Source organism: Pelagibacterium sp. 26DY04 (assembly GCF_031202305.1).
Taxonomy (GTDB): Bacteria; Pseudomonadota; Alphaproteobacteria; order Rhizobiales; family Devosiaceae; genus Pelagibacterium.
The window spans coordinates 2,627,128-2,651,663 of the sequence record NZ_CP101731.1 but is presented as its reverse complement, the minus strand read 5'-3'; the positions used below and the strand labels follow the sequence as shown (position 1 = coordinate 2,651,663).

The 24,536-nt window shown below is 62.8% G+C and carries 20 protein-coding genes; 14 read left to right on the top strand and 6 right to left on the bottom strand.

Going from position 1 to position 24,536, the window contains the following annotated elements; genetic code table 11:
* The first annotated feature begins 5 nt into the window (after window positions 1-5).
* Genes glgC through glgX form a run of 4 tightly spaced genes read left to right on the top strand, consistent with a single transcriptional unit; the run spans window position 6 to window position 6,379 of the window.
* Window positions 6-1,277: a glucose-1-phosphate adenylyltransferase gene (glgC, locus tag NO932_RS13125; protein ID WP_309207752.1), complete on the top strand. Its 1,272-nt coding sequence runs from the start codon at window positions 6-8 to the stop codon at window positions 1,275-1,277.
* A complete protein-coding gene (gene glgA, locus NO932_RS13120) occupies window positions 1,277-2,710 on the top strand; it encodes a glycogen synthase GlgA (RefSeq protein WP_309211042.1) in 1,434 nt (477 codons plus the stop codon). Before glgC ends, glgA begins: the two co-directional genes overlap by 1 nt.
* A 4-nt stretch (window positions 2,711-2,714) precedes the next feature.
* Window positions 2,715-4,346, top strand: coding sequence for an alpha-D-glucose phosphate-specific phosphoglucomutase (locus NO932_RS13115; protein ID WP_309207751.1), 1,632 nt, complete (start codon window positions 2,715-2,717; stop codon window positions 4,344-4,346).
* A 14-nt stretch (window positions 4,347-4,360) separates the two neighbouring features.
* Window positions 4,361-6,379 (top strand): glycogen debranching protein GlgX, encoded by a 2,019-nt coding sequence (gene glgX / locus NO932_RS13110; RefSeq protein WP_309207750.1) that lies wholly within the window; start codon window positions 4,361-4,363, stop codon window positions 6,377-6,379.
* 36 nt (window positions 6,380-6,415) lie between these two features.
* Here the strand turns inward: glgX and NO932_RS13105 are convergent, their stop codons facing one another.
* Window positions 6,416-7,117, bottom strand: a complete 702-nt coding sequence (locus NO932_RS13105) for a hypothetical protein (RefSeq protein ID WP_309207749.1) — start codon at window positions 7,115-7,117, stop codon at window positions 6,416-6,418.
* Here NO932_RS13105 and NO932_RS13100 point away from each other — a divergent pair.
* Window positions 7,088-7,357 carry a hypothetical protein gene (locus tag NO932_RS13100; RefSeq protein WP_309207748.1) on the top strand — a complete coding sequence of 90 codons (270 nt, stop codon included), beginning with the start codon at window positions 7,088-7,090 and terminating at the stop codon, window positions 7,355-7,357. The two genes, NO932_RS13105 and NO932_RS13100, sit on opposite strands and share 30 nt — an antisense overlap.
* Before the next feature lie 36 nt (window positions 7,358-7,393).
* On the opposite strand, the gene NO932_RS13095 is transcribed toward NO932_RS13100, so the two are convergent.
* Together NO932_RS13095 and NO932_RS13090 are read right to left on the bottom strand one after the other, a co-directional pair.
* Window positions 7,394-7,816: a DMT family transporter gene (locus NO932_RS13095; RefSeq protein ID WP_309207747.1), complete on the bottom strand. Its 423-nt coding sequence runs from the start codon at window positions 7,814-7,816 to the stop codon at window positions 7,394-7,396.
* A gap of 4 nt (window positions 7,817-7,820) precedes the next feature.
* Window positions 7,821-8,294 (bottom strand): DMT family transporter, encoded by a 474-nt coding sequence (locus NO932_RS13090; protein ID WP_309207746.1) that lies wholly within the window; start codon window positions 8,292-8,294, stop codon window positions 7,821-7,823.
* Between the two features lie 124 nt (window positions 8,295-8,418).
* On the opposite strand from NO932_RS13090, the gene NO932_RS13085 reads away from it, so the two are divergent.
* Complete coding sequence (locus NO932_RS13085; RefSeq protein WP_309207744.1) at window positions 8,419-10,605, top strand: FdhF/YdeP family oxidoreductase; 2,187 nt, start codon at window positions 8,419-8,421, stop codon at window positions 10,603-10,605.
* Here NO932_RS13085 and NO932_RS13080 read toward each other — a convergent pair.
* Entirely contained in the window at window positions 10,602-11,399 is a 798-nt protein-coding gene (locus NO932_RS13080; RefSeq protein WP_309207743.1) for a biopolymer transporter Tol, read from the bottom strand. The genes NO932_RS13085 and NO932_RS13080 overlap by 4 nt on opposite strands.
* A gap of 2,313 nt (window positions 11,400-13,712) precedes the next feature.
* Between NO932_RS13080 and ettA the strand changes: the two genes are divergently transcribed.
* The 3 genes from ettA to rarD all read left to right on the top strand — a co-directional run bounded on the left by ettA (window position 13,713) and on the right by rarD (window position 17,301).
* Entirely contained in the window at window positions 13,713-15,368 is a 1,656-nt protein-coding gene (ettA, locus tag NO932_RS13075; protein WP_309160548.1) for an energy-dependent translational throttle protein EttA, read from the top strand.
* Between the two features lie 70 nt (window positions 15,369-15,438).
* A complete protein-coding gene (locus NO932_RS13070) occupies window positions 15,439-16,272 on the top strand; it encodes an alpha/beta hydrolase (protein WP_309207742.1) in 834 nt (277 codons plus the stop codon).
* A gap of 84 nt (window positions 16,273-16,356) precedes the next feature.
* Window positions 16,357-17,301: an EamA family transporter RarD gene (gene rarD, locus NO932_RS13065; protein WP_309207741.1), complete on the top strand. Its 945-nt coding sequence runs from the start codon at window positions 16,357-16,359 to the stop codon at window positions 17,299-17,301.
* Here rarD and NO932_RS13060 read toward each other — a convergent pair.
* Window positions 17,212-18,201 carry a LysR substrate-binding domain-containing protein gene (locus tag NO932_RS13060; RefSeq protein ID WP_309160551.1) on the bottom strand — a complete coding sequence of 330 codons (990 nt, stop codon included), beginning with the start codon at window positions 18,199-18,201 and terminating at the stop codon, window positions 17,212-17,214. The two genes, rarD and NO932_RS13060, sit on opposite strands and share 90 nt — an antisense overlap.
* Before the next feature lie 107 nt (window positions 18,202-18,308).
* Here NO932_RS13060 and katA point away from each other — a divergent pair, with 107 nt between their 5' ends.
* Window positions 18,309-19,790, top strand: a complete 1,482-nt coding sequence (gene katA / locus NO932_RS13055) for a catalase KatA (RefSeq protein WP_309207740.1) — start codon at window positions 18,309-18,311, stop codon at window positions 19,788-19,790.
* 169 nt (window positions 19,791-19,959) lie between these two features.
* The gene (locus tag NO932_RS13050) at window positions 19,960-21,075 is read left to right on the top strand and encodes a DUF2336 domain-containing protein (RefSeq protein WP_309207738.1); all 1,116 of its coding nucleotides are present in this window, start codon (window positions 19,960-19,962) and stop codon (window positions 21,073-21,075) included.
* 36 nt (window positions 21,076-21,111) lie between these two features.
* On the opposite strand, the gene NO932_RS13045 is transcribed toward NO932_RS13050, so the two are convergent.
* The gene (locus NO932_RS13045) at window positions 21,112-21,432 is read right to left on the bottom strand and encodes a metalloregulator ArsR/SmtB family transcription factor (RefSeq protein ID WP_309207737.1); all 321 of its coding nucleotides are present in this window, start codon (window positions 21,430-21,432) and stop codon (window positions 21,112-21,114) included.
* 123 nt (window positions 21,433-21,555) lie between these two features.
* On the opposite strand from NO932_RS13045, the gene NO932_RS13040 reads away from it, so the two are divergent.
* From NO932_RS13040 to NO932_RS13030, 3 genes are all read left to right on the top strand, one after another.
* Window positions 21,556-22,560, top strand: coding sequence for a metalloregulator ArsR/SmtB family transcription factor (locus NO932_RS13040; RefSeq protein WP_309207736.1), 1,005 nt, complete (start codon window positions 21,556-21,558; stop codon window positions 22,558-22,560).
* A gap of 2 nt (window positions 22,561-22,562) precedes the next feature.
* Window positions 22,563-23,462 (top strand): methylenetetrahydrofolate reductase [NAD(P)H], encoded by a 900-nt coding sequence (gene metF / locus NO932_RS13035; protein ID WP_309207735.1) that lies wholly within the window; start codon window positions 22,563-22,565, stop codon window positions 23,460-23,462.
* A 158-nt stretch (window positions 23,463-23,620) separates the two neighbouring features.
* Window positions 23,621-24,379: a hypothetical protein gene (locus NO932_RS13030; RefSeq protein WP_309207734.1), complete on the top strand. Its 759-nt coding sequence runs from the start codon at window positions 23,621-23,623 to the stop codon at window positions 24,377-24,379.
* Window positions 24,380-24,536: the final 157 nt, after the last annotated feature.

Below are 24,536 nucleotides of genomic sequence, written 5' to 3'. Positions count from 1 at the left end.
GGAACATGGTCGACCGTAAGAACCCGGCACCGCTCGCGCGTGACGCCATGGCCTATGTCCTGGCCGGTGGTCGGGGAACGCGCCTCATGGAATTGACGGACCGGCGCGCCAAGCCGGCGGTCTATTTCGGCGGCAAATCGCGCATCATAGATTTTGCGCTCTCGAACGCCATCAATTCCGGCATCCGCCGGCTGTCGGTGGCCACCCAATACCAGGCCCATAGCCTGATCCGACACCTGCAGCGCGGCTGGAACTTCCTGCGCACCGAGCGTAACGAAAGCTTCGACATCCTGCCCGCGAGCCAGCGCGTCAAGGAAGACATGTGGTATGCCGGCACGGCGGATGCGGTCTATCAGAACATGGACATCATCGAGGATCAGGGCGCCAAATATATCGTCGTCCTTGCCGGCGACCATGTCTACAAGATGGACTACGAGATCATGCTGCGCCAGCACGTGGATACCGGCGCGGACGTGACGGTGGGATGCCTGGAAGTGCCCTCGAGCGAGGCGTCGGCCTTCGGCGTGATGCATGTGGACGGGCGCGACCGCATCGTCGAATTCATGGAAAAGCCCAAGGAGCCGCCTTCGATCCCGGACAAGCCGGGGATTTCGCTCGCGTCGATGGGCATCTACGTCTTTGAAACCAAGTTCCTCATGGACCAGTTGCGCCGCGACGCGGCCACCGAAGGCTCGAGCCGGGATTTCGGCAAGGACATCATCCCCTATATCGTCAAGAACGGCACTGCCTGGGCACACCGCTTCCCGCGCTCCTGCGTGCGCTCCGAGCATGAGGAAGTCTCCTATTGGAGGGATGTCGGCACCATCGATGCCTATTGGGAGGCCAATGTCGACCTCACCGACATCACACCCCAGCTCGACCTTTACGACCGTGAATGGCCGATCTGGACCCATGCCGAGATCACCCCGCCGGCCAAGTTCGTCCACGATATCGAGGGCAGGCGAGGCCAGGCCATCTCGTCGCTGGTTTCGGGCGATTGCATCGTCTCGGGCGCCCAGCTCCGCCGCACGCTGCTTTCGACCGGCGCACGGGTGAATTCCTATTCCGAGCTGCACGAAGCGGTGATCCTGCCGCACTGCACCATCGGGCGCGGCGTCAGGCTCAACAAGGTCGTGGTCGATGCCCGTGTGGAGATTCCCGAAGGTCTGGTCGTGGGCGAAGATCCCGAATTCGACGCCAGATGGTTCAACCGGACGGCCAATGGCGTCACCCTCATCACCCAGCCCATGATCAACCGCTATCTCGCCTCCAAATGATGGACGTCCTTTCCGTCGCCTCGGAAATCTACCCCCTGGTCAAGACCGGCGGGCTGGCCGATGTGGCCGGCGCTCTGCCGGCCGCACTGGCCGAGCACGACATCGCCATGCGCACGCTGGTTCCCGGCTATCCGCAAATTGTCGGCTCGATCAAGCGCGGGCGCACCGTGGCCAATTTCGACGATCTTTTCGGTGGACCGGCGGCCCTTATCGCGGCGCGCGTGGCGGGCCTCGATCTTATCGTCCTCGATGCCCCCCATCTTTATGATCGATCCGGCGGCATCTATGTCGATCAGTCCGGCCTTGATTGGCCCGACAATTGGCAGCGTTTCGCGGCCCTGTCCTGGGTTGCGGCCCAGCTTGCCAAGGGGTTGGTGGAAGGTTATCGCCCGGCCATCATTCACGCTCACGACTGGCAGGCGGGGATGGCGGCTGCCTATGTCGCCTTTGGCCGGGACACGCGCACCAAGGTGGTGCTCACCATCCACAACATCGCCTTCCAGGGGCAGTTCGGCGCAGAGATCTTTCCCCATCTCAGGCTACCCGACGAAGCCTTCGCGATGACGGGCGTCGAATATTACGGCGGGGTTGGGTTTCTGAAGGGCGGCTTGCGCTGCGCCCATGCCATCACCACGGTCAGCCCCACCTATGCGCGGGAAATCCGCTCGCCCGAATTCGGCATGGGATTGGACGGGCTGCTCAACGAACGGGGCCACGACCTCTACGGAATTCTCAACGGCATCGATATATCGGCCTGGAACCCGCAGACCGACCCCGAACTTGCCGCCAACTATGCCCCGGCCAATACGCGCAAGCGCGAACTCAATCGCCAGGCCCTGGTCGAGCGGTTCGGTCTCGAGGCCGATCAGGGGCCGATCTTCGGGCTTGTGTCCCGGCTCACCTGGCAGAAGGGCATCGATCTGGTTGCCGAAAACGCCGACTGGATCGTCGAGTTGGGCGGCAAGCTTGCCATTCTCGGCTCTGGCGATGGCCATCTCGAAGATGCCGTGGCCGCTGCGGCGGCACGCCATCCGGGGCGGATCGGCTTTGTTCGTGGTTATGATGAATCGCTTTCCCATCTGGTTCAGGGCGGCGCCGACGTTATTCTGGTGCCCTCGCGGTTCGAGCCGTGCGGGCTGACCCAGCTTTATGGATTGCGCTATGGCGCCATTCCGCTGGTTTCCCGCGTCGGCGGGCTTGCCGATACGGTGATCGATGCCAACGAAGCCGCCGTCGAGGCGGGTGTCGCCACGGGTTTGCAGTTTTCGCCGGTCGACGGGCCGAACCTGGGGGAGGCGATCTCTCGTGCCGTATCGCTTTATCAGCGTCCCGACATATGGGCACGCATGCAGCGCAAGGGTATGAAGACCGACGTTTCCTGGGCCAACAGCGCCAGCAAATATGCCGGACTTTATCAAAAGATATTGGGATAATGCAGTGACCGTCAAAACCATCGCCACCACGCCGTTTTCGGACCAGAAGCCCGGCACCTCGGGGCTGCGCAAGCGCGTCACGCATTTCCAGCAGCCCAATTACGTGGAAAATTTCATCCAGTCGCTGTTCGACAGCCTGCCGGGCAAGGAAGGGCAGACGCTGGTGATCGGTGGCGACGGGCGCTACTTCAACGATACCGTGATCCAGATCGCCATCCGCATGGCCGCCGCCAATGGCCTGGGCAAGGTGATCGTGGGGCAGGGCGGCATCCTGTCCACGCCCGGCGCATCCCATATCATCCGCCACTACAAGGCCTTTGGCGGCATCGTGCTCTCGGCCAGCCACAATCCCGGCGGGCCGGATGGCGATTTCGGCATTAAATACAATGCCTCGAACGGTGGTCCGGCGCCCGAAAAGATCACTGATGCGGTGTTTGCGCGTTCGCTTGAAATCACTGAGTACAAATCCGTCGATACTCCCGATATCGACCTCTCCCGCCTTGGTACGCAGGATGTCGCGGACATGGAAGTCGAGGTGATCGACCCGGTCACCGATTACGCGGCGCTGATGGAGACGCTGTTCGATTTCGATGCCATTGCGCAGATGTTCCGCTCCGGCTTCTCCATGCGTTTCGATGCCATGCATGCGGTGACCGGGCCCTATGCCAAGGCGATCATCGAGGGCCGGTTGGGCGCGCCCGAAGGCACCGTCATCAATGCCACCCCGCTGCCCGATTTCGGCGGTGGGCATCCCGACCCCAACCTGGTCCATGCCAAGGACCTCCACGATCTGCTGATGGGCCCCGATGCTCCCGATTTCGGGGCGGCATCGGACGGGGACGGGGACCGTAACCTCATCATCGGCCGCAACCGGTTCGTAACCCCCTCGGATTCGCTGGCCATTCTGGCGGCAAACGCCCATCTGGCGCCGGGATATTCGCGCGGCCTGGCGGGCATCGCCCGTTCCATGCCCACCAGCGCCGCCGCCGATCGTGTGGCTCAGCGCCTCGGCATCGAAATGCACGAGACGCCGACGGGCTGGAAGTTCTTCGGCAATCTGCTCGATGCTGGGCGCGTCACCATTTGCGGCGAGGAAAGCGCCGGCACCGGCTCGGACCATGTGCGCGAAAAGGACGGTCTCTGGGCGGTGCTGCTCTGGCTCAACATCGTGGCTGTGCGCAAGCAGAGCGTAGACGAGATCGTGCGCGCCCATTGGGCCACCCATGGCCGCAACTACTATTTGCGCCATGACTATGAAGAATTAGATGCTGACGCCGCCAAGGCCTTGATGACCGATCTGCGCACCAAGCTGCCGCAGATCGAGGCGAATGGGCTGGGTGGCCGCGAGGTGATCCTCGCCGATGACTTTGCCTATAACGATCCGGTGGATGGTTCGACCGCCACGGGTCAGGGAATCCGCATCGGCTTTGCCGACGGATCGCGCATCGTCTTCCGGCTTTCGGGAACCGGAACGGTTGGCGCGACTTTACGCGTCTATATCGAACGGTACGAACCTGCCGACGGAACGCATGACAGGGATACCCAGGAAGCGCTTGCCGACCTGATTGCCCTGGCCGATGCCGTTGCCGAGATCAAGTCCCGCACCGGCCGCGATGCGCCCACAGTCATCACCTGACGGATTACCCACAAATGTCCAAAGACACCTCGCCTGCCTCGCCGGCTCCCCTCGGAGCAACGGTGACCGATACCGGTGTGAGTTTCGGTGTCTATTCCGAAACAGCCGAAAAGATCTGGGTCTGCCTTTTCGACGACCAGGACGAGGAGACCGACAGGATCGAGTTGAGCCGGGGCGAGGGCAATGTCTGGTCCACCCATGTCGATGGACTTGCCGCCAACGCCAGCTACGGCCTGCGGGCCGATGGACGTTACGACCCCGCCCAGGGGTATTATTTCGACCCCAACAAACTGCTGGTCGATCCCTATGCCCGCCGCATCGATCGCACCTTCGTGCGCAGCCCCAAGCTGCGGCTGCCGCGCGCCGAGAGCGTCGACACGGCGCCGCTGGTGCCCAAGGCTTTGGTGCAGGACATCGTTCGCGCACCCGAATGGAAGCAGGACACTGACCGTCCGCACCTTATCTACGAGCTCAATGTCCGCCCCTTCACCATGCGTCACCCTTCGGTGCAGGGGCCGCTTCGCGGCACGGTCGCGGGCATGACCACGGGGTTCGTCATCGATCACCTCAAACATATTGGCGTCGATGTGGTCGAACTCATGCCCATTGCCGGCTGGATGGATGACGGGCATCTGCCGCCGCTCGGTCTCACCAATGTCTGGGGCTACAATCCGATCACCTATTTCGCGACCGACCCGCGCATCATTCCGCGCGGGCCCCAATCGCTGCGCCACATGATCGAGACCTATCGCGAAGCCGGCATCCGCGTCGTGCTCGATGTGGTCTACAATCACACCGGCGAAGGCGATTCGCAGGGCCCGGTGATCTCCATGAAGGGGCTGGATGCCCGCACATATTATCGCCATGTGGAAGCTGACGGCGAATTGCATCTGGTCAACGACTCGGGGACGGGCAACACGCTGCAATGCGACCACCCTGCCGTTCAGAACCTGGTCATCGACAGCCTCAGATATTGGGTCACAGAGTTCGGGGTGGCCGGTTTCCGCTTCGATCTTGCCACGGTCCTGGGCCGTTCACGCGACGGCTTTTCTTCTGACGCCGAACTGCTCGAGCGCATGAGGACCGATGACATCCTCAAGGATTGCCTTTTGATCGCCGAACCGTGGGATCCCGGTCCGGGCGGATATCACGTTGGCAGCTTCGGCGAGCCGTTTCTTGAGTGGAACGATCGCTATCGCGACGAAGTCCGCAAATTCTGGAGGGGTGAAGATGGTATGATCGGGGCCTTGGCGGGCAAGCTCGCCGGATCGGCCGATCAATTCAATCATGACGGGCGCAAGCCCTCCGCCGGCGTCAATTTCCTGGCGGCGCATGACGGCTTTACCCTCGCCGACCTCGTGTCGTACGAGAACAAGCACAACGAGGCCAATGGCGAAGACAACCGCGATGGCCATAACGCCAATTATTCCTGGAACAATGGAGCCGAAGGCCCAACCGAGGATCAGGCGGCCATCACCGCCCGCCGCAATGATGTGCGTGCCCTTTTGGCAACGCTGTTCGTGTCGCACGGTTCACTTATGTTAACGGCGGGCGATGAATTCGGCCGCACCCAGGGCGGCAACAACAATGCTTATGCCCAGGACAACGATATCACCTGGCTCGATTGGGAAAACGCAGACGGAGACCTTGTCAACTTCGTGGCGGCATTGAGCGAAATTCGCCGCAACCATCCCGCGCTGCGCAGCGACCGTTTCCTGACCGGCGAAGAAAAGAATGGCTTCAAGGACGTGATGTGGTTGCGTCCCGATGGCGCCGAAATGGCGCAAGAGGACTGGAATCGCCCGGATTCTTCGGTTTTGGGCATGTTCCTCCATGAAGAGGGCGAAGTGCTTCTCGTCTGGTTCAACCGGCTTCGTGAAGATGTCGAAGTGAAGCTTCCAGCCGAAGAAAGCCTTGATTTCGAGCTCGTGCTCGTCTCGTCCATCGATGCGGAAGTCATTGTCGACAAGCAAAGCCTGACATTGCCGCCGCGCAGCGTCGTGGTGCTCGCCCACACGAACGGAAAGTCCTGACATTTTCGGTATGGGATTGTTTACCAACGGGAATGATCACAGGAAACCGTTGGCATAGTTAATCCATTTTGACTGTCGGTTGGCGGCCGCCTCCAGCATGAGCATCGGGTATGCACCCGGGCTCTTACGCGCCTTCAGTTCGCTGAAGGAGCGATTTGTACAATGCAGGAGGTAACGATGTACAAATTTACTGGCATATCGATCGCGGCCTTCGTCGCGGCAGCTCTTTCGGTCACGCCCGCATGGGCCCAACTCGATCTCGATCTCGGCATTGTCGATGCCGAGGTGGATCTCGATACCAGCGATGGTCTTGATCTCGACACCGACGTCAACGTGCTTGGCGATGACGGTGTGGACCTTGACGCCGATGCCAATGTCGGCGGCGGAGGACGGCTCGTTGATGCCGATGTCGACGCCAATGTCGGTGGCGATGGAGGGCTCGACGCTGACGTCGATGCCACCGTCGGCGGCGACAGCCTGGTGGATGCCGACGTTGACGTTGGTTTGGGCGGAGGCGGCGGCGGTAACGGCGATGGAGACGGCGACGGTGACGGTGACGGAGATGGAGATGGTGACGGCGACGGAAACGGCAATGGCGGTGGCGGCAACGGCGGAGGCAATGGCGGTGGCGGCGGCAATGGCGGCGGTGCCATAGGCGGCGGCAACGGCGGAGGAGGCGGTGGAGCGGGCACGGCAGGTGTTTCCTGCGTGGGCAGCAACACCGAGCTGTTCGGTCAACTCGCCTCGATCAACTACTCCACGCGGGCCGTCTCCAACTGGGCGAGCGCCGGGAATGTTCAGTTCATCCCCATCTCGCTTTGCCCGGGTCTCGACGGCCAGCTTGGTTCAGGGCTTCTTGCCCAGGTCGCGCCGTCGATCCCGGCGCTGCAATCGGCACTGGCCCAATCGTCCTACTCTGCGACCGACATCCTCGGCATCGTCCAGACTGGGCAGACGCTCAACGTCTATGTGAACTAAAAGCCGGCGGCCGGCGGGCTCAACCCGCCGGCCCCCTCAATCGCGCTTCTGCGTCAGCGCCATGCCGGCGATGATCATCACGACGCCGATAAAGCTCATGACGAGATTGCCGCCGGCGCCGCGGACGAGATCGAGCAGCACGCCAAAAACCATCTGCCCGCCGATCACCAGCATTGCCGTGTTGACGGCCCCGATGCGGGCGATCAGCCAACTTCCCGACGCGACGAAAACGACCCCGATCATGCCCCCGAGATAGGCATACCATGGCGCATCGAGAGCGCCTTGGGGCCAAAGTCCGCCGATGAGCAGCCCCAGGATCGTCAGCACGGCAAAGCCGACGGCATGGTTCCAGAACGAGGCGATCAGCGCGCTTGTCGAAAGCGCCAGCCGGCCATTGAGCTGGCGGGAAAGCGAAACCAGAATGCCGGCAAGCAGGGCGAAAAGAATGGCGTTGGTCATCGTCTCACCCCTGGCCGAAAATGATGATTACTGATCCGGCAAAGATCAGCGCAAGGGCGGCAAAATCCTTGAGACGCGGTATGCGCTTGGGCAGCCCGAACAATCCCCAGCGATCGGCGGCCAGCGAAAAGACGACCTGACCGGCCAGCCCGAGCGCCAAGGTGCCCGAAAGGGCGAGCGGCGAATTGACCGTCGTTGAAGTCAGCATCACGGTCACGGCGCCCGATACGCCGCCGAGATAGGCCCAGAGCGGCGCGTTGAGCTTGCCGGTCCCGGCGTCCACCTGCGGCGCAAAGCGCAGCAGGGCCAGGAAGACGATCGCCGCCACGGTTCCGGTGCCATGGGCAACCCATGAGGAATAGAGCGCCCCGCCATGGAGGCCGACCAGCCCGTTGAAATCCACCATCAGCGTCAGCAGGCCGCCGCTGCCGAAGGCGAGGAGGAGGTGGAATGGCGAGGTGCGGGTGGCGGTGGTCATGTCGAATCGCTTTGCAACGGGCACGAGGCGTCTTCTGTGTATCGTCTTTTTCCACGCGGCGGATACATCGCGTTCGGTTGCGCGCCGCCGGGCGGCGGGTGCATAAAGGGGCGAGGAGAATTCGATGCCGCATCAGCACCAGACCGTCGGGGGAGGTCCCAAGAAGGTCCTCTATACGCTGCAGACCGTGGCCCGCATGGGCGTGGGCAAGGCCGCCAAGGCGCTGACGGCCAGGAACACCTGCAAGGCCTGCGCCTATGGCATGGGCGGGCAGGCGGGCGGGATGACCAATGAGTTGGGCGAATTCCCCTCTGTTTGCAACAAATCCGTACAGGCGCAATCGACCGATATCCAGCCTGCCATTCCGCACGCAATCTTCGCGCACCCGCTTGCCGATCTCAAGGAACTGACCGGCCGGGAGATGGAGCATCTGGGGCGGTTGGGCGATCCGGTCTACAAACCGGCCGGCGCGGATCGCTATTCCGTCGTTTCCTGGGACTGGGCGCTGGACCATGCCGCCGCCCGCCTTCTGGCGACGACGCCCGATCGCACCTTCTTTTATTCCTCGGGCCGCTCGTCCAACGAAGCGGGCTTCATCTTCCAGCTCCTCGCCCGCGCCTTCGGTACCAACAACGTCAACAACTGCTCGTATTATTGCCATCAGGCGACCAGCGAAGGGCTGGCGACCACGATCGGCAAGGGAACGGCGACGGTCGAGTTGGCCGATCTCAAAGGCGCCGATCTGATCTTCGTCATCGGCGCCAACCCCTCCTCGAACCATCCGCGCTTCATCCACATGCTCAAGGCCTGCCGCGACAGGGGCGGGCAGGTGATCGTCATCAATCCGGCAAGGGAGCCGGGGCTGGTCAAGTTCGCGGTGCCGAAATCGCCATCCTCGATGCTCAAGGGCGGCGACGAGATCGCATCGGACTATCTCCAGCCGCGCATCGGTTCCGACGTCGCGCTAATGACCGGCATCGCCCGCGCGGTGATCGAAAAGGGCCATGCCGACCAACATTTCGTTGCGGCCCATACCCGTGGCTTTGAAGCCTTCAGGGCGTCGGTGCTGGCGCAAAGCTGGGAAAGCATCGAAGAAAAGACCTGCATCTCCCGCGCCCGCATCGAAGAGATCGCCGATCGTTATGGCGAGGCTGAAAACGCCGTTTTCGCCTGGGGCATGGGCATGACGCACCATGTCCACGGCGTCGAGAATGTCGAGATGATCGCCAATCTCGCCCTGCTGCGCGGCATGGTGGGCAAGAGGTTTGCCGGCCTGCTGCCGCTGCGCGGGCACTCCAACGTGCAAGGCATCGGCACGATTGGGGTCAAGCCCGTGGTCGCCGAGGACGTGTTCGCCGCCATGGAGCGCGCGTTCGGGCTGACGCTGAGCCGGACCAAGGGCCTCGACACCATGGCCTGCCTTGCCGCCGCGCATCGCGGCGAGATGGACGCAGCGGTGATCATGGGCGGCAATCTCTATGGCGCTTCGCCCGATACCAATTGGGCCGGGGAGGCGCTGGATCGGATCGGGTTCAAGCTGTTCCTCACCACGACCCTCAATCTGGGGCACGTCCACGGGCATGACGGGAGCGAAAGCCTCATCTTGCCGGTCACGGCGCGTGACGAGGAATGGGAGCCCACCACGCAGGAATCGATGTTCAATTTCGTCCGGCTCTCGGATGGCGGCATCGACAGGCTCGCCAATGTGCGCCCCGAAAGCGTCATCCTGTGCGATCTCGCCGAGCGTATCCTGCCGCCCGGCCAGCTCGATTTCCGGGTGTTCAAGACCCATTCGAAGGTGCGCGAGGCGATCGCCGAGATCGTGCCGGGCATGGAGGCGCTGGCCGATATCGATGTGGCCAAGCGCGAGTTCCACATCAGGAACCGCGTGCTGCACGAACCCAGTTTCGGCGGGGCGGAAGGGAAGGCCAGCTTCGTCACCGTCAAGCTGCCCGAGCCCGTCAGCGCGCCGGATGGAAGAACGTCACTGACCCTGGCCACCATCCGCTCGGAGGGCCAGTTCAACACCATCGTCTACGAGGACGCCGATTCCTACCGCAAGAGCGCGCCACGCTGGTCGGTGCTGCTCAATGCCGAGGATATGGCGGCGCTTGGCGTTGCCGAAGGCGATGCGGTGAATCTCGCCTCGGCGCGCGGGAAGATGACCGGGCTAAAGGCCATCGCCTTCGACATTCCGCGCGGTTCGGCGCTGGCTTATTATCCAGAGGCCAATGTGCTGGTTGGCACCGAGATCGATCCGCGTTCCAAAACTCCGGCCTTCAAATCCGTCCCGGTGTGGATCGAGCATTAGCTCACGGGATAGGCGACGAAGGCGAAGCGGCGACTGTCGGGGGCCCAGGAATTGACGTTGATGGTTCCCTGGCCGCCGAAAAATGCGGCCACGTCGGCCATTTCGCTGCCATCGGGACGCATGCGGCGCAAGATGACGTGCCTGTCGGCCGGATGGCCCAGGGTTCCCTGAGGGTAGCTGAGATAGACGATCCATTCGCCATCAGGGGAAGGGTGCGGGAACCAGTTGACACGTTCGTCGTGAGTCAACTGCTCGATGCCGGTTCCGTCGGGCCGCATGCGGAAGATCTGGGCATGGCCGGGCTCGGTCACCGCGCGCTCGGAATTAAAATAGATCCATTCCCCATCGGGCGAGAATTCGGGTCCGTCATTGGGCTCGGAGATGTCCGAGAGGCGTGTGTCGGGACCACCGTCGGCGGGAATGGTGAAGATGTTGGCGCGGCGGGGTTCGTCGCCTTCGACCGCCACATAGCAAAGCGTTTCCCCGTCTGGCGAGATGCCGTGGAGATAGTGGCGGAAATAGACCGAGTGGGTGTTGGAAACCTTGCGGGGCTGTCCGCCGGCGATCGGCACGGCGTAGAGATGGCCGTCATTGTTGCTCATATAGATGGTCTGGCCGTCGGGCGAGAGCACATGATCGTTGTTGAGCCGGCGGATGGAGCCGGTATCGATGGGATCGGGCTCAGCGCTGCCATCGGCGGGCATCCGCCAGAGTTCGCCGCCGGCGTTGAAGATCAGCCATTGCCCGTCCGGCGTCCAATTGGGTGCCTCGATCACCTGGTCGGAGATCAGCACGGTGGTTTCATTGCCGCCGTCGATATCGATGGTGCGCAGCTCGGCGCGCTGTCCCGGGCGAAGTGGACGGTCACCGGGCGCGAAGAATTCCGAAAGCGAAAGCGGCGTGCGGGACTGAACAGAAATGACGGCACCTCAGAGGACGATGATCAAACATCCAAGTCTTGCATCGATATGAGACGTCTGGAAGACGGTGGGCGCGCGCAAGCATCCGACGGCCATAGAGGGTCGGAGACGGGGCAGTCCCGGCCTCACCACCATCACATCACCTCCAACCGTCATCCCGACCTTGAGCCGGGATCCAGTACACTCAGCGCTTGGGCCCCGGCCGTAACGCTTCCCCCGGAATCCCTTCTCCCCTTGAGGGAGAAGGTGGATCGCCCAAAGGGCGAGACGGATGAGGGGTGCGCTGAGCTTCACCAATCACCGCCGGTGCCCGTTGATATGCCAAGCCCCCCTCATCCGACCGCTTCGCGGCCACCTTCTCCCACCAGGGGAGAAGGGTAATGGGGTAAACACAAGCACAGAGCTCCTGGCTCCTCTCAGGAACATGCCCCAAGAGCCCCCTTCTCCCCTGGTGGGAGACTTCGAACCGTCCTTTGGCCAATCGTGCCGGTGGCACGATTGGAGGTGAGAAGGCCATGAGAGCTACGCTCGAATGGCCGGGGATGAGGGGGGCGCTGAGCTTGCGTCATGGCAAGAGCCGAGAACGGCGCGCATACCTTGCCCCGGGTCAAGCCCGGGGTGACACGGTGGTGCTGAGGCAGGGCACAGCCTCGCCTCCGGCCCTCAACACGCTCCACCACCAAGGTCTCCAGCAACCCAACTGCTTATCCCCACCATCACCCACCAACCCGTCATCCCGGCCTTGAGCCGGGATCCAGTACACTCAGCGCCTGAGCCCCAGCCGTAACGCTTCCCCCGGGAACCCCTTCTCCCCTTGAGGGAGAAGGTGGATCGCCCAAAGGGCGAGACGGATGAGGGGTGCGCTGAGCTTCACCAATCACCGCCGGTGCCCGTTGATATGCCGAGCCCCCCCTCATCCGACCGCTTCGCGGCCACCTTCTCCCACCAGGGGAGAAGGGAACGGGGGTACACACCAGCACAGCGCTCCTGGCTTCTCTCAAGAACATGCCCCAAGAGCCCCCTTCTCCCTGGTGGGAGACTTCGAGCCGTCCTTTGGCCAATCGTGCCGGTGGCACGATTGGAGGTGAGAAGGCCATGAGAGCTACGCTCGAATGGCAGGGGATGAGGGGGGCGCTGAGCTTGCGTCATCGCAAGAGCCGAGAACGGCGCGCATACCTTGCCCCGGGTCAAGCCCGGGGTGACACGTTGGGGGTGAGGTAGGGCACTGCCCCGTCTCCGGACCCCTCCACGCTCCACCGCCGAGGTCTCCAGCAGCCCAACTGCTTATCCCCACCATCACCCCACCACCGTCATCCCGGCCTTGAGCCGGGATCCAGTACACTCAGCGCCTGAGCCCAAGCCGCAACGCTCCCCCAAGAGCCCCCTTCTCCCCTGGTGGGAGAAGGGCCGGGGATGAGGGGGCGCTGAGCTTGCGTCATCGCAAGAGCCGAAAACGGCGCGCATACCTCGCCCCGGGTCAAGCCCGGGGTGACACGGTGGGGGTGAGGCAGGGCACAGCCCCGCCTCCCGCCCCCTCACCCCGCTCCACAACCGAGGTTTTCAGCAGCCCAACTGCTTATCCCCACCATCACACCACCCCCAGCCGTCATCCCGGCCTTGAGCCGGGATCCAGTACACTCAGCCCCTGAGCCCCAGCCCTAACGCTCCCCCAGGAGCCCCCTTCTCCTCTGGTGGGAGAAGGGCCGGGGATGAGGGGGGCGCTGAGCTTCCACAGACACCGGCGCCAAAAACTTATCCCCGCCCCCTGCGCTTGCCCCATACTCCCCCTCACGACCCCGCGCATATGGACGCAAGCGCTACGAACGTTTGGGCGGGATCGGTTCGGGTCCGTTGGCGGTCGCGTCAGCGGAGGCAGAAACGTTCCCAGCGCCAGCCCACGGTAAGGCCGAGGGTGTACTGGCGAAAGCCAGCGGGGATTGGCCCCAGCATGAGAGGACGACCAGGCCCAAAATCCCGGACGCATGGGGCGATGATCGCTTCATACTAACAAATACAGTGCGGAGCGTTCATCGCCCCATGCCGTCTATCCAATCATCAACCGAGGCCGGTGGTCGTCGGTCACTTTTGCTCGCCCGTGTTCGAGGTCCCTCCCATTGCGCCTCGTCGCGGCTTGGCCTACATACGGCGCCAAGATTTCCCAAGAGAATTGCAAGAGGCTCTCGCTTTATGGCGCGTCAATTCATCTACCATATGCACGGCATGTCGAAGGCCTATTCGGGCGGCAAGAAGGTCATCGACAATATGAACCTCTCGTTCTACCCCGATGCCAAGATCGGCATTCTGGGGCCGAACGGCGCCGGTAAGTCCACGCTTCTCAAAATCATGGCCGGGATCGATACCGAGTTCACCGGCGAAGCCTGGGCCGCCGACGGCGCGACGGTCGGCTATCTGCCGCAGGAGCCCCAGCTCGACGAGATGCTCGACGTCAAGGGCAACGTCATGATCGGGGTCAAGGAAAAGCAGGCGATCCTCGACCGCTATAACGAATTGATGATGAACTATTCGGACGAGACGGCCGACGAAGCCTCAAAGCTTCAGGACCAGATCGACGCCGAGAACCTCTGGGATCTCGATTCCAAGGTCGAGATGGCCATGGACGCGCTGCGCTGTCCGCCGGCCGGGGAGAACGTCACCAATCTTTCGGGCGGTGAAAAGCGCCGCGTGGCGCTGTGCCAGCTCCTGCTCAGCCAGCCCGATCTGCTGCTGCTCGACGAACCGACCAACCATCTGGACGCCGAAACCACGGCATGGCTCGAAAAGCACCTGCGCGAATATCCCGGCGCGGTGTTGATCATCACCCACGACCGTTACTTCCTCGACAATGTCACGGGCTGGATTCTTGAACTCGACCGCGGCCGGGGCATTCCGTACGAAGGCAATTACACCGCCTATCTCGATGCCAAGGCCAAGCGTTTGAAGCAGGAGAAGGCCGAAGACGCGGCGCGCTCCAAGGTGCTGGAGCGCGAAAAGGAATGGCTGGGCCAGTCGCCCCAGGCGCGGCAGACCAAATCCAAGGCGCGTATCCGGGCCTATGACGAGCTGGTCAAGATCAACGAGGCGCGCACGCAATCCTCGACGGCGCAGATCATCATTCCGCCTGGCGAACGCCTGGGTCAGAACGTCATCGACGTTGAAAATCTCTCCAAGGGGTTCGGTGACCGGCTGTTGATCGACGATCTGAGCTTCAAGCTGCCGCCGGGTGGTATCGTGGGCGTGATCGGGCCAAACGGCGCGGGCAAGTCCACGCTGTTCAAGATGCTTACCGGGCAGGAACAGCCCGACAGCGGCTCGATCACGGTGGGAGAAACGGTGCAACTGGGCTATGTGGATCAGAGCCGCGACAGCCTCGATCCCAAAAAGAGCGTCTGGGAGGAAATCTCGGACGGCAACGACATTATCAAGCTGGGCAAGCGCGAGGTCAATTCGCGGGCCTATACCTCCTCGTTCAACTTCAAGGGCGGCGATCAGCAGCAGCCGGTGGGCACGCTTTCGGGCGGGCAGCGCAATCGCGTGCATCTGGCCAAGATGCTGAAATCTGGCGCCAACGTGCTGCTGCTCGACGAACCGACCAACGATCTGGACACCGAGACCCTCGCCGCGCTGGAAGAGGCGCTGGAAGAGTTCGCGGGCTGCGCCGTGATCATCTCGCACGATCGCATGTTCCTCGACCGCCTGGCGACGCATATCCTCGCTTTCGAGGGCGACAGCCATGTGGAATGGTTCGAGGGGAACTTCCAGGACTACGAGGCCGACAAGGTGCGGCGGCTGGGGCCGGACGCGGTCAACCCCAAGCGGGTGAGCTACAAGCCGCTGACGCGATAACGCTTTCGAATCGCTGCATGAATGGGCCGGGGGATATCCCCGGCCCATTCTTTTGGAGTAGGATCGCCCGATGACCGAACCCTTTTCCCTCCAAATCGATGACACCGTATTCACCGGGCTGGAAGCCGGGGAGGGGATACCCGTGGTGTTCCTGCACGCAGGCGTATGCGATCGGCGCATGTGGGAAAATCAGATCGAAGCGGTGGCGGCGGCGGGGTTCTGGGGCATTGCCTATGATCGGCGCGGCTTCGGGGATACGAGCTCGCCCGACGAAGGGTTCTCCCATCTCGAAGACCTCGAAGCGGTGCTCGAAGCGCTCGACGTGCATGCGGCGGTGTTCGTTGGGGCTTCCAGCGGCGGGGCGCTGGCCATCGATTTCGCGCTGGCCAATCCCGAGCGCGTGGCGGGGCTGGTGCTAGTGGGCACCTCGATCAGCGGTGCGCGGGTGCCGCGCCTGCCGCCTGAAATCATGACCATCGCCAACGCGATGGAGGCCGTCGAAGAGAGCGGGGATGTTGATGCCATCAATGCGGTGGACGCCCATGCCTGGCTTGACGGGCCGCTGTCCGAGAGCGGGCGCGTGTCGGGAGATATCCGCGCGCTGTTTCAGGCCATGAACGGCAATATTCTGCGCAAGCCGCAATTGACGCGTGAGGACAAGCCGCAATCGGCGGTGCATGCGGTGGGCGAGATCGGGGCGCCGACGCTGCTGGTGGCGGGTGATCTCGATTTCCCGCATATCGTCAACCGCCATGACGATCTCTCCGAGGAGATGGAGAACGCATTCGCCGTGGTGATCGAGGGGACCGCGCACCTGCCCAGCCTCGAGCGGCCGGACCTTTTCAACCCGCTGCTGCTCGAATTCCTCGCCATGCTGACCGGACAGGACGACCACGAGAGCTGATCGGTTCGATCACAAACTGTGGCTGGCGGGCGCGGGCGCCCGGCGCTAAAGTTTGAATTTGCGACTCTTCTCAAAGGCCTCCCCATGACATCGATCGAAGGCGCTCCCGCAGCCAAGGGCGTGCGATCTCCCCGCCCCACGGGTCCGGACGACAATGTCCGCCTGGGCGTGATCGCGGCTCTGGCCACCTATACGCTCTGGGGTGTGCTGCCGCTGTTCTTCAAGCTGCTCGAGGATATCGACCCGGTCGGTGTGGTGGCCAACCGCATCCTGTGTTCGCTGATTTTCGTGGCGCTGATCCTCTGGGCGCGCCGTCAGTTCGGGGAGGTGCGGACGGCGCTGCGTGATCGGCGCACCATTTTCGCCCTATGCATCTCGGCGGTGCTGATCGCCGCCAACTGGCTGATTTTCATTTCCGCGGTCGGCAACAACCTCGTGCTTGAAGTGAGCTTTGGCTATTTCATCAATCCGCTGGTCAGCGTCGCCATCGGCATGGTGCTGCTGTCGGAAAAGTTGAGCCGGACACAGGCGGTGGCCATCGGCATCGCGATTATAGCCATCGCCATACAGGCGGTGGGGCTCGGCACCATTCCCTGGGTGGCGCTTGCGCTGGCTCTGACGTTCGCCTTTTACGGCTATGTGCGGAAGACCGTGGGCGTGGGGTCGGCGGCGGGGCTGGCGATCGAGACACTGGTGCTCGTTCCGGTCAGCGCGATCTATATCGTCTATCTGCTGACCGGGCCGGCGCCCGATTTTTATGCCGATCCAGCAATGACGGTGCTTTTGATCCTGACGGGGCCGCTCACCGCGGTGCCGCTGGTGCTCTTTGCCTTCGCGGCCCGGCAATTGCGGCTCTCGACCATCGGGATGTTTCAATACATCGCGCCCTCGCTTCAGTTCCTGACCGCCGTTTTCCTGTTCGGTGAGGAACTGACCCCGCTACGGCTGGTCAGTTTCGGGCTGATCTGGGTGTCGCTTGCCGTTTTCTCGTATGGATCCTGGAAGGGGCGCGGCGTGCGGCCGGCCTAATTCGGTCCTCAGGCTCGCCTCGCCGACCTTGGAGACGATATCGGCGATGGCGCGGAACAGCGCTTCATAGGGCGAGTTGGCGCGCCAGGCGAGGCGCAGGATACGGGCGGCGCCGGGGGCGCCGAGGGTGTGGAACTCGATGCGCCGGTTGTGCTCCTCCCGCCTGAGGCTGATGGCCGGGAGGAGCGTGACGCCATAGCCATTGGCGACCAGCTCGAGGATGGTGGTGAGCGAGGTCGCCGCGAAGGTGCGGCCCGAAAGGTCCGGCTTGAGGGCGCAGGCGTCCACCATCTGGTCGCGCAGACAATGGCCTTCTTCGAGGAGGAGGAATTTGTCGCGCGACAGGTTGGAGAGGTTCACAGGGTCGGGCAAGGCCGATCCACGCTGGGTGGCGAGCACGAAGGGATCGGCAAACAGCGGCACCGAGGTGAGATTGCCGCGATCGGGTTCGGTGCCGATCAGGGCCAGGTCGATATCGCCATCGGCAAGTGCGGATAAAAGCCGGTCGGTCTTACCCTCGCTCACCGAAAACTGGATATCATCGAGTTGGTCGGTCAATGCCGGCAGGATGTCGGGGAGAAGGTAGGGGGCAACTGTGGGGATCAGACCGAAGCGTAGGGGCCGGGCCGGGTGGCCCGCCGACATGTCGGCGAAGGTTTCGAGATCGGCGGCGGCGTTAAGGACGCGGGCGGCGTGAGCGAGGAACTCCCGGCCGAACGGGGTGAGCGCCACAGTCTTGCCGCGCCGGTCGAACAGCGGAGCGCTGCAACGCTCTTCGAGCAGGCGGATCTGCTGGGAGAGAGCGGGCTGGGTGACGTGGCAGCGCTGGGCGGCACGGCCGAAATGGCCCTCTTCGGCGATGGCCTGGGCATATTGGAGCTGACGCAGAGTGATATGCATGATTAGCTTAACTTATCACATGTGTCAGTTTTATCAATTTGCATAATTGCGATGGTGGGGGTACGAAGTCTCATCTCTTTAGAATCGGTACAAACTAGGGGAGCCTCATGTCCGACAAACCGACGATGACGACCAGCGCGGGCGCGCCCATTCCGGATAACCAGAACTCGATCACGGCCGGTCCGCGCGGCCCGGTGCTGATGCAGGACTATCAGCTCATCGAGAAGCTGGCGCATCAGAACCGCGAGCGTATCCCCGAGCGCGTGGTGCACGCCAAGGGATGGGGTGCTTATGGCACGCTCAAGATCACTGGCGACATTTCCAAGTACACCCGCGCCAAGGCGCTGCAGCCGGGCTCGGAAACCCCGCTGATCCTGCGGTTCTCGACCGTGGCCGGTGAACTGGGTGCTGCCGACGCCGAACGCGACGTGCGCGGCTTCGCCATCAAGTTCTATACCGAAGAAGGCAATTGGGACCTCGTCGGCAACAATACGCCCGTGTTCTTCGTGCGTGATCCGCTGAAGTTCCCCGACTTCATCCACACCCAGAAGCGCCACCCCAAGACGAACCTGCGTTCGGCCACGGCGATGTGGGATTTCTGGTCGCTTTCGCCCGAAAGCCTGCACCAGGTCACCATCCTGATGAGCGATCGCGGCCTCCCGGTCGCGCCGATGTTCATGAACGGCTACGGTTCGCACACCTATTCGTTCTGGAACAATGAGGGCGAGCGGTTCTGGGTGAAGTTCCACTTCAAGACCCAGCAGGGCCACAAGTTCTACACCAACGAAGAAGCAGAGCAGGTCATCGGCAAGACCCGCGAGAGCTACCAGGAAGAGCTGTTCGGCGCCATCGATCGCGGTGAATTCCCGCGCTGGACGGTACAGGTGCAGATCATGCCAGAGGCCGATGCGGAAAAGACGTCCTACAATCCGTTCGACCTCACCAAGGTGTGGCCGCATGGGGAGTATCCGCCGATCGAGATCGGGGTGCTCGAACTCAACCGCAATCCGGAGAACTATTTCGCCGAGATCGAGCAGGTTGCCTTGTCGCCGTCCAACATCGTGCCGGGCATCGGCCATTCGCCCGACAAGATGCTGCAGGCCCGCGTGTTCTCCTATGCCGACGCGCACCGCTACCGCCTGGGTACCCACTACGAGGCCCTGCCGGTCAACGCCCCCAAGTGCCCGGTGCACCACTATCACCGCGACGGTCAGATGAACTTCTATGGTGGCATCAAGACCGGCAACACGGACGCCTATTACGAGCCCAACAGCTTTGGCGGTCCGGTCGAGAACAAGGATGTGCAGGAGCCGCCGCTCAAGATTTCGGGCGACGCCGACCGGTACAATCACCGCGAAGGCAATGACGATTTCGGCCAGCCGCGCGCGCTGTTCAACCTCTTTGACGAGGGCCAGAAGAAGCGTCTGTTCGCCAATATCGCCGCTGCGATGGGCGGGGTGCCGGCCGAAATCATCGAGCGCCAGTGCAAGCTGTTCGATCAGGTGCACCCCGAATACGGCGCCGGTGTCCGTGCTGCAGTCGCCGCGGGCCAGCAGGAGCGTCCCGACGCGATTTCGGCTGCCGAATAGTTCGGCATCCAAAGAGCTTAAGAGGCCCGGTTCGCACGAACCGGGCCTTTTTCTTGAGCGCTCGGTTTAGGTGGCTTTTTATTCAAAAGCTTGCGGTGCCATTCAGGTGGCCGAAAAGAGGGCTCTGGCAGGGTGTTGAAACATGCGGCACAAAGCCGGGGAGACCAAGATGACCGAGGCAAGAGAGAGCCTGAGAGCGTTCGCGAATTTCAGGGTGCTGAACGGAGAAGCCGATGCAGCCGAGCGCGATCATCTGATCCGCAACCTGGCGCAACTTTTCTCTTATGTGTCGGACAGGTGCGACGACGAGCAGGTCGCCCAGTATGACGAAGTTCTCTGCCAGCTCGCCGATATCGTGGAAACCGAAGCGCGGGCTCATGTCGCCGAGCTTTTGGCGCCGCTGGAGCGGGCGCCCGGATCGGTGGTGCTCAAGCTCGCCAATGACGTTATCGAAGTCGCGCGTCCGCTGCTCGAATTCTCCACCGTTCTTTCCGATGACGACCTGATCGAGATCGCGGAGCACCGGACCGAAGCGCATCGCGTGGCCATCGCGGGCCGAAAGGGACTGGCAGGTCGTGTTGGCGAAGCGATCGCTGCGTTCGGGGCTGAGCCCTCGCTCACGCGTCTGTTGGGAAACGATCAGGCGAAACTGAGCCATAAGGCTGTCGAAAAGATCGCCGAACGCGCATTGGAAAACCAGGCGTTTGCGCAGATGCTGCGCGGTCGCACCGATATAGATTGGGCCGAAGTGCGTGCCGAGATATCGGTCGTCGGCGTGAGGGCCCTGGAAGGGCTGGGGCTGCTGTCGCGCGCCGAAAGCCCTGCGATGGTCTCGCGGGTTCAGGCGGTGGTCTACAACCGCATCAAGAACCAGGCCGGTTTTTCGGCCCAGGAATGGAAGCTTGCCTGGAACCAGGTGAAGGCGCTCGCCGACCGTCGCCGCTTCGACCTCAAGGCCCTGCATCGGTTCACCCGGTTCGGCTATGGACACCATACGGCGGCGGGGCTCACCATGCTGCTCGAAGTGCGGCCCGAAATCGTAGTCAAATGGCTGGCGATGCAGGACTATGTGGCTTTCACCGTCGCGGCGAAGGCCATTGGCCTCGATGCCGACCTGTTCGAATCCGTGGTGAGTGTGCTGCCCTGGAGGGACATGCCCAGCCGCGCCGATATCCTCAATGTACGCAAGCGCTATGAGGCGCTGAGCGAGGACGAAGCGGCCGGTATTTTCGAGCTGTGGCGCTCGCACGCCTTTCGTCGGCGGAGCGAAGACGCCGTAGCTTAAAACTGAGCGGTTCCGAATCTGCGCGTGCTGCCTGGCTCAATCGTTCGCTGTCAGAACCGTTTCGAGCCAGGAGCGGGCCTGGCGCAAGCCGGCGAGTTCGAGTTGGCAGACCCGCCATTGCCGATCGACGGTGCGGCGGACGACACCCGCAGCTTCGAGCACTTTGAGGTGGCGCGAAATTGCCGGAGCGCTGATGGCGAATGGCGTGCTGAGTTCGCCGACCGTCATCGGCCCGTTTCGGGCCAATCGCTCGACGATGGCCCGCCGGTGCGGATCCGAGATCGCCGTGAAGATGACGGAGTTTCTGTCTTGCGTGGAGACGACGGAATTCGCGCCGATGGCTCCAATTTCAGTCATTTCGCGCCCCCCGGTGAAATGCCAAAAATTAATGTAAAGCTACTGTCATATCTGCACGAGCCCGAACGCTTTTCAAGCCTGATCGCCGCATCGCCTTGACATCGGAGATATAAAGATATCTTTATGTCCCTCGATCAACACGAATGGCGAGGGAAATCAGTGCGGCAACCGCAAGACATCGTCTTGCTGCTCAAGGCGGCCGGTGAAATCACCCGGCTGCGCCTGCTTGCCCTGCTCACGCAGGGTGAATTGAGCGTAAAGGATTTCACGGAAATCCTCGGGCAGAGCCAGCCGCGCATTTCGCGCCATCTCAAGCTTCTGGCCGATGCCGGAATCGTGACGCGGCACGCGGAAGGCGCATGGGCCTATTATCGTCTCAACCGCGATCGCGCCAGTGGCGCGTTGGCGCAGTGGGTGATCGAACACGTGGATCCGGACGCGGCAGAACTGCGGCGCGACCGGGAAAAGCTTGCCAGTCTGCGGGAGGTCCAGCGCGAGCGCGCCGCAGCGTATTTCGCCACGATCGCCCAGAGTTGGGATCGGCTGCGGAGCCTGCATGTTTCGGACGCAGCGGTCGAAGCGGCGATTGTCGAAGCGACGGGGGCTGCCAAATCGGGCTTTCTGCTCGATCTGGGCACGGGAACCGGGCGCATGCTGGAGCTACTTGCCAATCGCTACCAACACGGGATCGGTCTCGACTCCAGCCGCGAGATGCTTGCGGTGGCGCGGGCCAAGCTCGATGCCGCGGGCATCGACCACGCGCAGGTGCGGCTCGGCGATATCGCTGATCTGGGTGATTATCACGGCGCTGCCGATCTGGTGGTACTGCATCAGGTGCTGCACTATTTCGACGATCCCGGTACCGGCGTGGCCTTCGCCGGAGCGTGCTTGCGCCCGAGCGGTCGCATGCTGATCGTCGATTTCGCGCCGCACGATCTCGAATTCCTGCGGACCGAGCAGGCGCATCGCCGGCTCGGCATGTCCAACGAGCAGATGGCGCTCTGGGCACAGGCCTCCGATCTGGCTGTCGTTTCATGCCGCTCCTTTCCGCCAACGCGCGAAGACGGCCTGACCGTGTGCCTCTGGGTGCTCGAACCAAACAAAAATCAAAACGAAAAAGGAGTCTGATCGTGGTTGCTGCGACAGGCGAAGCCCGGCTGAGCCGTCAGCCGGAGGATGGACGTCCCGATATCGAGGTGAGCTTCGAGTTCTTCCCCCCCAAGACCGATGCGATGGAAGAACGCTTCTGGGACAGCCTTTCGCGGCTTGCGCCGCTGAAGCCCCGCTTCGTTTCGGTGACCTATGGGGCGGGCGGTTCGACCCGCGAGCGCACGCTGCGCATGGTGTCTCGCATCACCAACGAAACCGGCGTTCCAGCCGCCGCTCACCTGACTTGTGTCGGCGCATCGCGCGAGGATGTGGACGCGGTGGTGCGCGGCTACGCTCAAGCGGGGATCGCTCGCATCGTGGCGCTGCGCGGCGATCCGCCGGAGGGGGTGGGGCAGCCGTTTACCCCGCATCCGGAAGGGTACCGCAATGCGGCGGAGTTGGTGGCAGGTATCCGCAAGATCGGCGATTTCGACATTTCGGTTGCGGCTTATCCGGAAAAGCACCCGCAAAGTCCCGATTGGGATGCCGATATCGACAATCTCAAGCGCAAGCTCGATGCGGGGGCGGATCGGGCGATCACGCAGATGTTCTTTGAGAACGGCGATTACTGGCGCTTCGTGGAGCGTGCGCGCAAGGCGGGGATCACCGCGCCGATCGTGCCGGGCATCCAGCCGATCCACAGCTTCAAGCAGATTTCGGGCTTTGCCGCGCGGTGTGGCGCATCGATCCCGCAATGGCTGGCCGACCGGTTCGAAGGGCTCGAGGAGGATCCGGAAACCCACGCCCTGGTGGCTGCGGCAGTCGCGGCCGAACAGGTTACGGAGCTGCTCGACTCCGGGGTGACCGAGTTCCATTTCTATACGCTCAACCGCTCGAACCTGGTGCTTGCGCTGGCGCGGCTGTTGGGTATCCGTCCTTAGGGGTCGTCATGTCTTGCATTTTGCAAGGCTGTGGCTGTCGCGGGGCAGCGGCATTCACTTCCCGTTCACCAAACTGCTGCCATTTTCGGAGACCAAAACGTCGCTGTGCGGGGGCACATTGGCCGTCTTGAAAGACGTGGCCGAACGGAATGCGAGACATGACACTCTCTAGACCCATTGCATCGGGCGCGATGCTCGTTCTGCTGGTTGCCGCCGTGGGCGGTGCCGCCGTGCAGCAGGGCAATGAAACTCCTGAGGCCGGTGTGGTCGAGATTTCCGATGCCACCCCGCCTGCGACGCAAAACGAGGATGCTTCGGACGGGGTGGAAACCGAAGCCGCGGACACGGCCGAGCGCACGGCAGCAGCGCCCAATCGCGTGGTGGAAAGCGCTGGCTTTCCGGTCGTGCCGCAGGCCGAGCGCGACAGAGGGCAAACCGAAACGGCAGGGCCGGTGGTGACCGTCAATGGACGTCCGCTCGGAGCTCCCGACGAGGAAACCGAAGTCGCGCAGGAGCCGGCCGATCAACCTATGGAAACGCCCGCAGTCGATGCCGATGTGGAAGAAACCCAGGTTGCGGCAATCGAGCCGCCGCTTCCACGGCCGCGACCCGCCGACCTGCCGACGGCCGAGCCAGCGCTCGACTACGACGCCATCGCCGACGCGGCGTTTGAAGACGGCGGGCGCGATACCGTCGTTCGGCAGGAGCCTCAGGGGCTTGAGCCCATGCCCGGCGTGTCGGAGTTCGCGGGAAATTACGATCCGCGCGAGGACGAGTTGGTGGGGGTTGTCGGACCCAATGGCGAAGTGATCTGGGTCTATGAAGAACAGGTCCAAGGCATGAACGGCCGCTCGAACAGCCGGGTTTCGGTGCAGCGGCAGCAGCCGGCCAATCCGTTCGGCTTCATCTACGAGTAGATCCGGGTCCGGGTCTTTCGGCCAACTCGATTTCGTGACATAAGACGCGTCCCCTTGGCGCGCGCATTGACGCATGAGTCTGTTTCGGCCTTGCTTGTGCCCGATTGTTGCTCACGATCGGCCGCCATTGGCAGAGGGTTCGCACGGAATTCATCTC